This is a genomic window from Nocardia sp. NPDC052112 (assembly GCF_040680135.1).
GTDB lineage: Bacteria > Actinomycetota > Actinomycetes > Mycobacteriales > Mycobacteriaceae > Nocardia.
This window is the reverse complement of record NZ_JBFAWD010000031.1, coordinates 60044-72472: the sequence shown is the minus strand read 5'-3', so window position 1 is coordinate 72472 and position 12429 is coordinate 60044. Positions and strand designations below refer to the sequence as shown.

At 66.6% G+C, this 12429-nt stretch carries 14 protein-coding genes; 4 read left to right on the top strand and 10 right to left on the bottom strand.

The window, feature by feature from the left end:
- Positions 1 to 531: 531 nt before the first annotated feature.
- From AB0L58_RS37620 to bioB, 5 genes are all read right to left on the bottom strand, one after another.
- Positions 532 to 723, bottom strand: a complete 192-nt coding sequence (locus tag AB0L58_RS37620; RefSeq protein ID WP_364395019.1) for a hypothetical protein — start codon at positions 721 to 723, stop codon at positions 532 to 534.
- 221 nt (positions 724 to 944) lie between these two features.
- Positions 945 to 1478, bottom strand: coding sequence for a DUF1353 domain-containing protein (locus AB0L58_RS37615; protein WP_364395017.1), 534 nt, complete (start codon positions 1476 to 1478; stop codon positions 945 to 947).
- A 92-nt stretch (positions 1479 to 1570) separates the two neighbouring features.
- Positions 1571 to 2296: a DUF2567 domain-containing protein gene (locus AB0L58_RS37610; RefSeq protein ID WP_364395015.1), complete on the bottom strand. Its 726-nt coding sequence runs from the start codon at positions 2294 to 2296 to the stop codon at positions 1571 to 1573.
- A 2-nt stretch (positions 2297 to 2298) separates the two neighbouring features.
- On the bottom strand, positions 2299 to 2514 hold the full coding sequence (locus AB0L58_RS37605) for a hypothetical protein (RefSeq protein WP_364395062.1): 216 nt from the start codon (positions 2512 to 2514) through the stop codon (positions 2299 to 2301).
- Positions 2515 to 2576: 62 nt separating this feature from the next.
- Entirely contained in the window at positions 2577 to 3590 is a 1014-nt protein-coding gene (gene bioB / locus AB0L58_RS37600) for a biotin synthase BioB (RefSeq protein WP_364395012.1), read from the bottom strand.
- A gap of 168 nt (positions 3591 to 3758) precedes the next feature.
- Here bioB and AB0L58_RS37595 point away from each other — a divergent pair, with 168 nt between their 5' ends.
- A complete protein-coding gene (locus tag AB0L58_RS37595; RefSeq protein WP_364395010.1) occupies positions 3759 to 4343 on the top strand; it encodes a TetR/AcrR family transcriptional regulator C-terminal domain-containing protein in 585 nt (194 codons plus the stop codon).
- A gap of 37 nt (positions 4344 to 4380) precedes the next feature.
- On the top strand, positions 4381 to 5043 hold the full coding sequence (locus AB0L58_RS37590; protein ID WP_364395008.1) for a hypothetical protein: 663 nt from the start codon (positions 4381 to 4383) through the stop codon (positions 5041 to 5043).
- Positions 5044 to 5052: 9 nt separating this feature from the next.
- Here AB0L58_RS37590 and AB0L58_RS37585 read toward each other — a convergent pair whose 3' ends face one another.
- Positions 5053 to 6474, bottom strand: coding sequence for a DHA2 family efflux MFS transporter permease subunit (locus AB0L58_RS37585; protein ID WP_364395006.1), 1422 nt, complete (start codon positions 6472 to 6474; stop codon positions 5053 to 5055).
- 155 nt (positions 6475 to 6629) lie between these two features.
- On the opposite strand from AB0L58_RS37585, the gene AB0L58_RS37580 reads away from it, so the two are divergent.
- Together AB0L58_RS37580 and AB0L58_RS37575 are read left to right on the top strand one after the other, a co-directional pair.
- A complete protein-coding gene (locus AB0L58_RS37580) occupies positions 6630 to 7604 on the top strand; it encodes a sigma-70 family RNA polymerase sigma factor (protein WP_364395002.1) in 975 nt (324 codons plus the stop codon).
- Complete coding sequence (locus AB0L58_RS37575) at positions 7601 to 8146, top strand: maleylpyruvate isomerase family mycothiol-dependent enzyme (protein WP_364395000.1); 546 nt, start codon at positions 7601 to 7603, stop codon at positions 8144 to 8146. The genes AB0L58_RS37580 and AB0L58_RS37575 overlap by 4 nt, the downstream gene beginning before the upstream one ends.
- 42 nt (positions 8147 to 8188) lie before the next feature.
- On the opposite strand, the gene AB0L58_RS37570 is transcribed toward AB0L58_RS37575, so the two are convergent.
- The 4 genes from AB0L58_RS37570 to AB0L58_RS37555 form a co-directional block, all read right to left on the bottom strand.
- Positions 8189 to 9418 (bottom strand): MFS transporter, encoded by a 1230-nt coding sequence (locus AB0L58_RS37570; protein ID WP_364394998.1) that lies wholly within the window; start codon positions 9416 to 9418, stop codon positions 8189 to 8191.
- A 79-nt stretch (positions 9419 to 9497) separates the two neighbouring features.
- Entirely contained in the window at positions 9498 to 10841 is a 1344-nt protein-coding gene (locus AB0L58_RS37565) for an LLM class flavin-dependent oxidoreductase (RefSeq protein WP_364394996.1), read from the bottom strand.
- Positions 10838 to 11587 (bottom strand): ABC transporter ATP-binding protein, encoded by a 750-nt coding sequence (locus AB0L58_RS37560; RefSeq protein ID WP_364394994.1) that lies wholly within the window; start codon positions 11585 to 11587, stop codon positions 10838 to 10840. The genes AB0L58_RS37565 and AB0L58_RS37560 overlap by 4 nt, the downstream gene beginning before the upstream one ends.
- Entirely contained in the window at positions 11563 to 12429 is an 867-nt protein-coding gene (locus tag AB0L58_RS37555) for an ABC transporter permease (protein WP_364394992.1), read from the bottom strand. Before AB0L58_RS37555 ends, AB0L58_RS37560 begins: the two co-directional genes overlap by 25 nt.

The window sequence follows — 12429 nt, the reverse complement described above, 5'->3', positions numbered from 1 at the left end:
ACCTCGTCCGGCTGTTCGGCGGCCGCCTGTGCTGGGCCGGAAGTCATTCCGATCGCCTGCACAGCTCCCGCCGACGCTGATTTCCAGAACATTGCTCTCCCCTCCCATTCACTGAATCCCTCCGGTGATCCGCAGAGTCGAGATCGGAATCCAGCACTGCGGTTGGAACGAATAGAACAACTCAGACGGTAGGGATCGTTCGCATCGGGTGATACCGAGCAGCCGGCAGATTCGCCGAAGATGGCTGGTCACAGTCGATTACGAGTTATCCGGACCGGAAGAGGTGGGCTGTTCCGCGTTCCGGACCGGATGGATACGCGAATCCGTGCATCGGTGAAAGCCCTGTGGCAGAATACTTCTCGAGCTCACCGACGGGTGAGCCGCAAGCCCGGTTGCTCACCGGATGCGATCGTACCGAGCGCACTGTCGGACCAGGACCCGAGAAACAACGCCCCGCCGACGACAAAACCCCGCCTTCACGCGCCTTCGCACATGAAAACGGGGGTCAACCGCGGACCACGGGAGACAACCTCAATCCCGCTCCCGCCCCTTATGTTTCGCCTTCCGCCGATACCGTCGCGCACTGGGAATCGGCTGCGCGGCATTGGACCGCCGCAGCGCATTCCGCCGCCGCCACGCCACCAGATCAGCCCGCTCCTGCGCCCCGGATGCCTCCGGAACCAGCACTGCCTGCCCATGCCTGGTCAACATATCCTCGCTCATCGCCACCTCCTTCCCCTTCGCGGCTCAACCGTGCGCGACAACGGTATCGACGAGTCACCACCCGCCGCCAGCGAATTTCCGCGAGTGATGCGGAGACGACGCTTGCCCGCACCGGATGCTCATTACGATGCCGCCGACAACCGTTGCCACTCCTACGCATCCAAAAGCGCGGGCGGCACCGTCTTACTCGACTTACGCGCCCCGTTCTGCTCGGGCCGCGTTCAAGCCGTTTTCAGCTGCGGCTTGGGCGGCGGCGCGGCAGTTCGGCGGCCGAGCCGCGCGAACCCCCAGAACACCAACTCCACCAACCAGAACAAGAACAGGAACACCGTCACCACGGTCACCGGGACGGCAAGGAATACCAACGACGGCATCGCGATGAGCGCGACCATCGCGATGTCGCCGATGCCCGCGCCGCGCAGCCGACTGCCCAAACGCACTGCGGCCCACATCATGTAGCGCCGCGGTATCGAGACACCGAATTCGCGTAGGCAGCGCCGGAAGATGCCGTCGGCGTCGGCGGTGCTCACCGTCGACAGGCTGCGCAGGTAGTCGTGCAGAATGGCGGCGCGGGTGTAGACGCCGTAACGCGGCACGAGCCAGACCAATGCCCGTGGTACCGAGGCGAAGTCGGTGCGGAAGCCCGCCGGGATGACGAATTCCTCTGTGGCACCATGATAGACGAGCGGCTCGACGACCCGCCAGAATTGCGCGTCGAGCTCCTCGACCACTGGTCCGCTACCGACGAACGCCATGATCCGTTCCTCTCTGAACGCACAGCGTGTCCCACAATTCTAGGACGTTCTGGTACGGCTGTGCCGCCGCGTGGGCAACGGTTCGGATAACGTTAGCGCGCGCGATCCGAACCGGGCGGTCCGAAGCCGCCATACGGGACACCGTAGGGCACCGGTCCACCGTTCGCAGCGCCACGATACGAATCGGCATCGGCGACGGTCGCGAAACCGCTTGCGGGAGTGAAGTATGGCCGCGCATCGCCGAACGGTCCACTGAAGCCGGTACCGAGATCCTCTGTCGGACTGAGCGCCGCGAGGAACAGCACGATCAGCGAGGCGAGCAGCGGTTGCCCGATCAGCGCCAGCCAACTGCCGACCTCGACCGGCAGCCGCACGATCTGGCCGACCGCCGGATCGTACGGCATCGGATACTGCCACCGCATGACCTGCTCGCCGACCTCGGCCATCACGTAAGCGCCTGCGCCGGAACCGATCAGCAGCCCCAGTTGCAGCAACGGCCCACGCACGCGGCGCCAACGCCACACGCCGATCGCCGTCAGCACACCCAGCACCGCGCCGATGCAGACGAAAATCGCCAGCGCGTCGAACTGGTGCACACTCTCACCGGTCAGCGCCGCACCCTTGGCCGGTACCTCTCCGGCCCGCGCCTTGACCACCAGAAACTGCTCGGAAGGCGCGGCGAAGGCCCACACCACACCGCCGAGCACGCTGAGCAGTACCACCCCGACCGCGATCAGCGCGGCCGCCCGCAGCTCACGTCGCACGCCCACCAACCGGTTCGATCCGACCGGCCCGATGACGTCACCGTATTCGGCCACCACTAGCGGTGTTCCAGATTCTTCGAATCCAGCACACCGTGCCGCGAGCACTTCGCCCACCAGCCGTCGGGGCTGACCTGCACGATCATGCGCCGACCGCACTGCTCGCAGAAGCGCGGCGGTTCCAGCCCCAGCGCCGCGGCGGCCGGGACCTGATCGTCGAGACCCGGCACGATGCGTTTGCCGGTGAACGGGTTGTAGCGCTCGTCCATGTCCATGACAGTACTCACGGCATCAGCCTCTTTCGTGATGCTTGCGTACTCAGTATTCGGCAGCCGGATCAGAGTGTTTCGTTGAGCGCCTTGATCGGCATCTTCAGTTCGCCGAGCAGATCCAGATCCGCTTCGGCGGGCCGACCGAGAGTGGTCAGGTAGTTGCCGACGATGACGGCATTGATACCGCCCAGGATGCCCTGCTTGGCGCCGAGGTCGCCGAGGGTGATCTCGCGACCGCCCGCGAAGCGCAGGATGGTGCGTGGCAGCGCGAGCCGGAATGCGGCCACCGCGCGCAGCGCGTCGGCGGCGGGCAGCACCGCCAGATCGCCGAACGGCGTGCCGGGACGCGGGTTGAGGAAGTTCAGCGGCACCTCGTCGGGCTCGAGTTCGGCCAGGTTCGCCGCGAATTCCGCACGCTGCTCCAGGGTTTCGCCCATGCCGAGAATGCCGCCGCAGCAGACCTCCATACCGGCCTCACGCACCATGCGCAGGGTGTCCCAGCGCTCTTCCCAGGTGTGCGTGGTGACGACATTCGGGAAGTACGAACGGGAGGTCTCGAGGTTGTGGTTGTAGCGGTGCACCCCCATGGCGGCGAGCTGGTCGACCTGCTCCTGGGTGAGCATGCCGAGCGAACACGCGACCTGGATGTCGACCTCGTTGCGGATGGCCTCGACACCGGCGGCGACCTGCGCCATCAGCCGCTCGTCCGGACCGCGCACGGCGGCGACGATGCAGAATTCGGTGGCTCCGGTCTTTGCGGTCTGCTTGGCCGCCTCGACCAGGCTCGGGATATCGAGCCAGGCGGCACGCACGGGCGACTGGAACAGACCCGACTGCGAGCAGAAGTGGCAGTCCTCGGGGCAGCCGCCGGTCTTGAGGCTGATGATGCCCTCGACCTCGACCTCGGGACCACACCACTTCATGCGCACCTCATGCGCCAGGGCGAGCAGGTCCTCCAGCCGGTCATCGCCGAGCCGGAGCACCTCGAGGGTCTGCTCCTGGGTCAGGCCTTCGCCCCGCTCGAGCACCTGCTCGCGGGCGGTCGCCAGAATATCGGTATGGACGGGTGCCTGGGTCACTGCACGAATCCCTTCGTCCGGCCGAGGTGGCCGTGCAACTTGAACGGTGTTCAGGCTAGGGTAGCGGTAACAGTGAGTCAAAACACGCGCGGCATGAGCGAACGGGCCTGAAGGCGGCAGCGAGCGGGAATGCCGCAATCGAAATCGAATACAGCGGAAGGAAACACCGTGCAGCTGCACCGCGCGGACGTGGTCGACGGCGCCATCGCCATACTCGACCAGTACGGTCTCGCCGACCTGACCATGCGCAGGCTCGCCGGTTCACTCCAGGTCCAGCCGGGTGCGCTGTACTGGCACTTCCCCAATAAGCAGGCGCTGCTCGGCGCGGTCGCCGACCAAATCCTGGCCCCGATGGAGGATCCGATCGAGGCCGAGGACTGGTCGGGCCAGATCACCGAATTGGCACATCGGCTGCGCGGCTGCCTACTCGCCTATCGCGACGGCGCCGAATTGGTCTCGGCGACCTACGCTTCCCGACTCACCACGAGCAAGGGCCGGGAACGACTCGTCGGCGCCGCGATCCGCGGCGGAATGCCACGGCCGGAAGCGGAACTCGCGGCGTACACGCTGCTGTACTACGTACTCGGACAAACAGTGGACGAACAGTCCAGAATGCAAATGGATTCGGCCGGCGCGCTGACCGAGGACGCCTCACCACTGAACGAAACCCCGGACGCGACAGCACGGTTCGACTTCGGTCTGCAACTGTTCATCGGCGGCGTACGTCACCTGCTCGGCACCCGCGTACGCTGAATCCTTCGTCGGCGCACACGCTGGAAGGAACGTCGCGATGCCCACCTCTGATCATTCCGAAGCCGTGGGGTCACCCGAGGTGGTCGGGCGGGTGGTTTCGGCGGAGGAATGCGACCGGCTGTGGGCCGCGTGGACGCCAGCCGAAGTCACGCAGCGGATGTCGGGTGTCGCGGTTCCGTGGTGCGTGACCGCGGGGTGGGCGCTCGATCTGTTCACCGGAGGCGGGGCCCGCACACACAGCGACCTCGAAATCGCGGTACCACAAGGCAGGTTCAGCGAGGTTGTCGCGGCTTTTCCTGACCACGAGTGGGACGTTATCGGCGACGACCGAATCCGGTCGTTTCCGGCGCAGGCGGCGCAGTTCCATCAGACCTGGCTGCGCGAACCCGCGACCGGACGCTATCGCCTCGACGTATTTCGGGAACCGCACGTCGGGGACCGATGGGCGTGCCGCCGCGACCCATCGATCACCCTGCCCTACGACGAACTGATCCGCCACACCAGCGAGGGCATCCCGTACGCGACTCCGGAGGTCGCACTCCTGTTCAAGGCAAAGGCACGCCGCGACAAGGACGAAGCCGACTTCCGTCGGGCGCTACCCGTGATGGACCGATCCCAAAGGTCCCGGCTGTTCGAGTGGATCACCCGGGTCCACCCCGATCACCCATGGCTGGAAAGAATTTCGACCCACATGGATTGACGGGGCGAGTCAGACGGACACTGCCTTCGCCTCGGGGTCAGCGGCTGGCACGCCCGCCCTGCGCCGTGGCAGTGCGAGGGCGACCGTCGCGCCCAGCAGGGCAAGTGCCGCACCGACTTCGATCGCCGGACCGAATCCGGCGGTGAACTCGGCCGCCGAAGCGTATCCACCGGTCGCGGCGAAAACCGCTGCCGCGATGGCGATTCCGAAGACACCACCGAGCTCGCGCATCATGCTGTTGGCACCGGCGGCCTTACCGAGCATTGCGTGTTCGACCGCGCCGACCACCGCACTCTGGGCCGACGGCAGCACCATCGAGGTACCGACACCGGAGACGATGAACGGAATCACGAAGGCGCCATAGGTCATTGCCGGGTCGGCGCTGGCGGCGACCCAGAACATCCCGCCCGCCATCAGGGCCAGACCGCTCACCATCAGCGGCCGCTCCCCGATCCGGTCGGCCAGCGCACCGGCGGCAGGCGCGCAGAAGAACAGCGTGAGAGTCCAGGGCAGCAGCCGCAATCCGGCGCCGAGCGGACCGTAGTGCAGCACCGCCTGCAGGAACTGCGCGTAGAAGAACACCTCACCGAACAGCGCGGCGAAGGTCAGGAAAATCGCGGTGTTGCCCGCCGCGAACCCACGATTCACGAAAAGCCGCATCGGAAACATCGGCTCGCGTGCGCGCGCCTCCCAGGCCACAAAGGCGGCCAGCAATGCGAGTGCGCCGACCAACGAGATCAGCACCTCCGCACTCGACCAGCCCGCGATATTGCCCCGCACCAAACCCCACACCACACCGAATGCGCCGCCGGTGACCAATGCCAGTCCGGTGCCGTCCACCGCGGTATCGGGTCCGAAGCCCTCGGGAACCCGAGCGGCCACCATCGGCAGCGCGACCAGCCCGATCGGCACATTCAGCCAGAAGATCCACTGCCAGGACAGCCCCTCCGCGACGGCACCGCCGACCAGCGGACCACATGCGACGGCAAGACCGGTGATGCCCTGCAGCAGGCCCATCGCCATACCGCGCTTCTCTGGCGGAAACGCCGCGCTGACCAGCGCAAGCGCCAGGCTCATGATCAATGCCGCCCCGATACCCTGCACCACGCGGGCGGCGATCAAGGTCACGACGGAGGTCGATAGCGCGCAGGACGCGGACGCGGCGACGAACATGCCGAGCCCGACCATGAACATCCGCTTGCGTCCGAAGCGGTCGCCGAGCACCGCCGCGGTCATCAACAGGACGGCGAAGCTCAGGTTGTAGCCGTTGACGGTCCATTCGAGCGTCTGCAGCGACGCCCCGAGGTCGTGCCGGATGGTGCTGAGTGCGGTGGCGACGACCAGGGTGTCCAGTGCCGCCATCAATGACGCGATCGCGCCGAGGACGAGTACCCAGCGCTGTGTCACCGCCGAAACGATCGGTGTGCTCACGGTGGTCCTTTCTGTGGTTCCGGCGTGCCCGAAGGATCGGATACGCACAGATACCGACCGAGCACGGCCCGAAACTCATCGCACCGATGAGTTCTGGGCGGCACGGCGGTCGATATGCACAGGGACACGATTCGGGGCACCCGAGAGGACAGCACATGGCCGAAAGCGACGAATTCGCCGCCCGAACCGCACCGTATCGACGCGAGTTGCTCGCGCACTGCTACCGGATGCTCGGTTCGGTCGACGATGCCGAGGATCTGGTGCAGGAGACGCTGCTGCGGGCCTGGCGCGGATATGGCGATTTCGAGGGCCGAGCGTCGATGCGGACCTGGCTGTATCGGATCGCCACCAATGCCTGCCTCAATGTGCTCGAGCACCGACGCCGCGTGCTGCCCACCGGTTTATCCGAGGCCACCGCGGATCCCACCCAGGCGGTGCACTTCGCACCCGGAACCCCCTGGCTACAACCGATGCCGGACGTACTGATCGCACCGGAGACCGCTGATCCGGCCGCGATAGTCGCGGCGCGCGATGAGATGCGGCTGGCACTGATCGCCGCCTGGCAGCATCTGCCGCCGCGCCAGCGTGCGGTGTTGATACTGCGAGATGTGTTGCACTGGAAGGCTGCCGAGGTCGCCGAGCTGATCGGGACCAGCGTGGCCGCGGTCAACAGCATGCTGCAGCGCGCGCATGCGGCGCTCGCGGAGCTGGAACCGGATACGCCGGTGACCGAGCCGAACGATCCCGAAATCCGCGCGCTGCTGGACCGCTATGCCGCCGCATTCGAAGCCGCCGATATGGATACCCTCGTGACGCTGTTGCGGTCGGATGCGGTGTGGGAGATGCCGCCGATCGAGGAATGGTTCCGCGGCAATACCACGATCGTCGAGCTGGTCCGGTCGAAATGCCCGTATCGCGCGGGCGAGGTCCGGATGGTGCCGATCGCCGCGAACGGTCAGCCCGGATTCGCGTTCTACCTGCACGGTCGGGCACAATCGCTGCAGATCCTCACGGTGACCCCGACCGGGGTCGCGCATGTCGTGTCGTATCACGACAGCTCGATGTTCCCGGCGTTCGGGCTGCCCACGTCGTTGCTCGATACCGTGTGGTCCGAGCCAGCGCTGCCATGAGCGATGATCTGCTGGAGCGAGCGGTCGCGTACCTGCTGTCGGTACTGCCCGATATCGGATCCGATCTGTCGGCGCCGACACCATGTCGGGGCTGGAATACGCGCACGCTGCTCGCGCATGTGGACGAGTCGATTGCCGTGTTGCGAGAAGGCCTGGCGGGCGGGCAGGTTGCCATGCCGGGCCCGCCGCTGCCGAATTGTGCCGGGACGCTGCACATTCGAAGTCGAGCCGTAGGCCTGCTCGGTGACTGGGTGAATGAGCACCCCGGCTCGGTGGTCGTCTTCGGAAGTCCGGTGCCCGCCCGCGTCTTCGGCACCGTCGGTGCGCTCGAATTGGCTGTCCACGCCTGGGATCTCGCCGCCGCCCGATCGGACGCACCGCCCCTACCGGAACGCCTCGCTCGCGAATTACTGTCGGTGGCATCGGAACTCGTCCCGGTGGCCGACCGATGGCCGCTCTTCGGTCCACCGATCGAACCACCGACCACCGCCCCGAGCGACCGGCTCCTCGCCTACCTCGGCCGAGCCCGCCCACAGTGCTGAAGTGGCCGAGCCGCATTCGAGGCACGCAGTAGGTCCGAACGCTCAGTCGGGCGCCCGGGTATGGGCGCGGCGTGGGCCAGCGAACAGGGCGGGGTAGGCGCCAGGGAACCAGCGGTGCATCGCGACCGCGCCTGCGAATACCGCCGCGGCGACGGCGAGCGCCGAGGCAGCCAGAACTGTCGCGGCGCTGATCAAGCCGACGGCTATGGGGCCGGCGAACATGCCTATGTCGTGGGTCAGACGCCAGGCACCGAGGAATTCCGCACGTTGCCCCGGCGGTGCGACGCCCGCGCCGACGGTCATCATGATGCCATTGCTGACACCGTTTGCGAGCCCGAGCAGTACCGCGGCACCGGTGAGTTCGAGCGCCGACGAGGTGAGTGGCAGAGCCGCGAAGCCGGAGGCGAACAGCAGCATCGACGGGACGCCCGTGGCGCGACTGCCGTACCGATCGAGCAAGACGCCGCCCGGATAGGACAACAGCACGTCCATTGCCCCGGCGATACCGAACATCAGGCTCGTGGCGGCCGCGCTCACGCCGATGTGCACGGCCCACAGTGGGAGCAGCGCGATGCGGGTCGCGCGGGCACCACCCAGCAACAGCGCCGCCAGACCGAGTGTGCCCAACACCCTGCGGTTTTCGACGACCACCGAACGCAGGGTGTGGTCGGCGGCATCCGTATCATCGGCGTCGGCCGAACGGATGGCCAGCATCGCCGCTCCCGATACGACCGTGGTGCCGAACTGCAACCACAGCGCGCCACTCGGCCCCATCGCGTAAACCATCGCGGCCCCGACGAACGGTCCACAGAACGAACCGAGACGCGAGGCACCAGCCAGGGCCGAGAACGCCCGACCCCGCTCGTCCGGTGGCACCACGGCCACGATGTAGGACTGTCGCGCCAAAGCCCACACCGCACTTGCCGTCCCATTGAGCAGCACACCAACGGCCAGCACACCGGTGTGTGGTGCGACGATCGCACACAGCACCCCGACCAGCCCGAGGCCCGAACCGACCGCGATCGCCCAGCGCTCCCCGATGCGCGCGACCACCCGCCCCGCGGGCAGATCCGCAAGCACCATCCCCAACCCACTCGACGCGACGACGATTCCCGCAACACCGGCCGACGCACCCAGATACAATGCCCGCAACGCGTACATCGGTGCGGCCGCACCGGAGCCGATCCCATAGAGCATCACGGGCACGAACACCGTCCACACCAACGCGCGCAGCCGAACGGATTCCGTTGTGGCGCCGACTCGCTCGCTCACAGTGCGTGGTGGCCCCGGTGCCATCGAGCCCGACGATGCCGACCATCTCGCCGGGCCCGACACGGTCTGGAACAGGCGCTCACTGCGCGAGTGCCGGGCGCCGGGCATACCGGCTCTCGGGTCGCGGGAGACCGAAGTGGTCGCGCAGGGTGGTTCCGGTGTATTCGGTGCGGAACAGGCCGCGCCGCTGCAGGATCGGGACGACCTGCTCGGCGAAGACCTCGAGCCCACCCGGGTAGTAGGGCGGCATCACATTGAAGCCGTCGGCGGCGCCATTGCGGAACCATTCCTCGATGGTGTCCGCGACCTGCTCCGGCGTACCGGCGAAGACCCGATGTCCGCGCGCACCGGCGAGACGGTGCAGCAGCCCGCGTACGGTGGGCCGTTCCCGCTGCACGATCCCGGCGACCACCTGCCGTCGGCTGCGGTCGTTGTCGGTGACATCGCCCGCGTCGCTGAACAATTCCAGCGGCACCGGCTCATCCAGCGGCAGGTGCCGCAGACTCTGACCCGCGATGCCCGCCAACTGCTTCAGCCCGTATTCGGGCACGGTGAGCTCGTTGAACTCCCGCTCCAACTGTTTGGCCGCCGCCTCGGTATCGCCGATGAACGGGCTGATACCGGGCAGGATCTTGATCTGTTCGGCGTCCCGGCCGAATTCGGCGGCCTTGGCCTTGATATCGGCATAGAACGTCTGCGCATCCTCCAGGCGCTGATGCGCGGTGAAGATCGCCTCCGCGTACTGGCCCGCGAATGCCCGTCCGTCATTCGAGGCACCGGCCTGTACCAGCACCGGATGCCCCTGCGGGGTGCGCGGCGCATTGAACGGCCCCCGCACACTGAGGTATTCGCCGACGAAGTCGATCTGATGGATCTTGTCCGGATCGGCGTAGATACCCGCCTCCCGATCCAGCAGAATGGCATCGTCCTCCCAGCTGTCCCACAGCGCGACGACCGCATCCACGAATTCCCGTGCCCGCGCGTACCGCGTCCCGTGATCGGGATGTTTGTCGAGCCCGAAATTCGCCGCCGCGAGGTCGGTTCCGGTGGTGACGATATTCCAGCCCGCCCGCCCGCCGGAGATGTGGTCCAGTGTGGAGAACAGCCTGGCCAGGTTGTATGGCTCGTAGTAGGTGGTCGATGCGGTGGCGATCAGGCCGAGATGGGTTGTGGCCGTCGCGATCGCGGTGAGCAGCGTAATCGGCTCCAGACCCGAGGCCGGATTGTGCTTGACATTGGTACGCAGGGCGGGCCCGTCGGCGAAGAACACCGCGTCGAGTTTCGCGGATTCGGCCGTGCGGCCGATCTCCTGGTAGTAGGCGACATCGTAGATCCGGTCCGGTCGGCTCTGTGGATGCCGCCAGGCCGCCTCATGATGTCCGGACGGGTAGATGAACGCATTGAGGCTGAGTTGGCGTGTCATGAGGCTTTCTTCTCATCGTGTAGCGCCGCGACATCGACGCCGAGGCTGGCAAGCAGCAGCTCGCGCAGGCGGTTGAAGTCCGGATCGATGTGGCGGCGCGGACGTTCCAGATCGATCCGCTGGTCGACGGCTATGCGGCCCTCATCGAGCACGAGCACGCGATCGGCAAGCAACACCGCCTCATCGACATCATGGGTCACCAACAACACGGCCGGCTTGTGCCTGGCGCACAGATCCTGCAGCAGCACATGCATTTTGATGCGGGTGAGCGCATCCAGCGCCCCGAAGGGCTCATCGGCCAGCAGCAACTCCGGCTCCCGGACCAGCGACCGCGCCAAGGCGACGCGCTGTTGCTCACCGCCGGAAAGCTCCTTGGGCCAAGCCTTTTCCCGCCCCGCCAGTCCGACCTCGGCCAACGCGGTCCGACCGCGCTCGGCAGCATCGGCACCGGACAAACCGAGAGTCACATTGTCGAGCACCCGATTCCACGGCAGCAGCCGCGAATCCTGGAACACCACCGCACGTTCCGTCGGCATCCGCAACTCACCTGAGCCCAGCACATCACGATCCAACTCGGCCAGCGCGCGCAGCAAGGTGCTCTTGCCCGAACCACTGCGCCCGAGCAGGGCGACGAATTCACCGCGCGCGATATCGAGATCGATACCGTGCAACACCACGCGATCGCCGAAACCCCGGCGCAGCCCTCGAGTTCGGACCACATTCAGTCCGCGATCGTCTGCCGCCATGACAGTGCCCTCCGTTCCGTCGCGCGCACGGCGAGATCGCCGAACAGTCCGAGCAGGCCATAGATCACCAGGCCGACCACGATGACGTCGATCTGCCCGTAGGTACGCGCCTGCGTCATCAGATAGCCGATGCCGCTGGTGGCATTCACCTGTTCGACCACGACCAGCGCCAGCCAGGAAATCGTGACCGCCAGCCGCAATCCGGTGAAGAATCCGGGCAGTGAACCGGGCAACGCGATCCGTCGGATGAAACCCCACCGCGAAAGTCCCACCGTCGCGGCCAATTCCACATACCGGCTGTCGACCCCGCGCAATTGCGCGTGCGTATTGATGTAGATCGGAATCGCGACACTGGTCGTGATGACGATGAGCTTCATCTCCTCACCGATGCCGAACCACACGATGAACAGCGGGATCAGCGCCAACGTCGGAATCGAGCGTTTGATCTGAATCGGCCCGTCCAGCACCGCTTCACCGACCCGACTCAACCCCGAGATCAAGGCAAGCACCACACCGATCACCACGCCGAGCCCGAGCCCCCAGGCCGCACGCTTCAGCGACGTGAGCAGATTCGACTGCAACCTGCCATCGGCGAGCAGATCGCGTGCGGTCTCGGCGACCGTCCACGGCGCGGGCAGTGTCTGCTCGTCCAGTGCGCCCGAGGCGGATCCGATCACCCACGCCGCGATCAGCAGCACCGGCCCGATGGCGATACCGAACGGAATCGGGCGGCCCGGTCCGAGCCGGGGCCGAGTCGACTTGCGGCGGGCCGATACCGGCTCCGCGGTGGTGCGCGAACTGTGTCCGATCCGGCCGAGTGCGCCGACATCCACTGTGGCCAT

What these genes read in the sequence shown, in the direction of transcription:
- AB0L58_RS37560 (WP_364394994.1), bottom strand. Translation starts at nt 11,587, where the DNA reads ATGGCGGCAGACGATCGCGGACTGAATGTGGTCCGAACTCGAGGGCTG.
- AB0L58_RS37590 (WP_364395008.1), top strand. Translation starts at nt 4,381, where the DNA reads ATGCCCACCTCTGATCATTCCGAAGCCGTGGGGTCACCCGAGGTGGTC.
- AB0L58_RS37555 (WP_364394992.1), bottom strand. Translation starts at nt 12,429, where the DNA reads ATGGCCACAGTGGATGTCGGCGCACTCGGCCGGATCGGACACAGTTCG.
- AB0L58_RS37615 (WP_364395017.1), bottom strand. Translation starts at nt 1,478, where the DNA reads ATGGCGTTCGTCGGTAGCGGACCAGTGGTCGAGGAGCTCGACGCGCAA.
- AB0L58_RS37565 (WP_364394996.1), bottom strand. Translation starts at nt 10,841, where the DNA reads ATGACACGCCAACTCAGCCTCAATGCGTTCATCTACCCGTCCGGACAT.
- AB0L58_RS37580 (WP_364395002.1), top strand. Translation starts at nt 6,630, where the DNA reads ATGGCCGAAAGCGACGAATTCGCCGCCCGAACCGCACCGTATCGACGC.
- AB0L58_RS37620 (WP_364395019.1), bottom strand. Translation starts at nt 723, where the DNA reads ATGAGCGAGGATATGTTGACCAGGCATGGGCAGGCAGTGCTGGTTCCG.
- AB0L58_RS37605 (WP_364395062.1), bottom strand. Translation starts at nt 2,514, where the DNA reads ATGGACATGGACGAGCGCTACAACCCGTTCACCGGCAAACGCATCGTG.
- AB0L58_RS37575 (WP_364395000.1), top strand. Translation starts at nt 7,601, where the DNA reads ATGAGCGATGATCTGCTGGAGCGAGCGGTCGCGTACCTGCTGTCGGTA.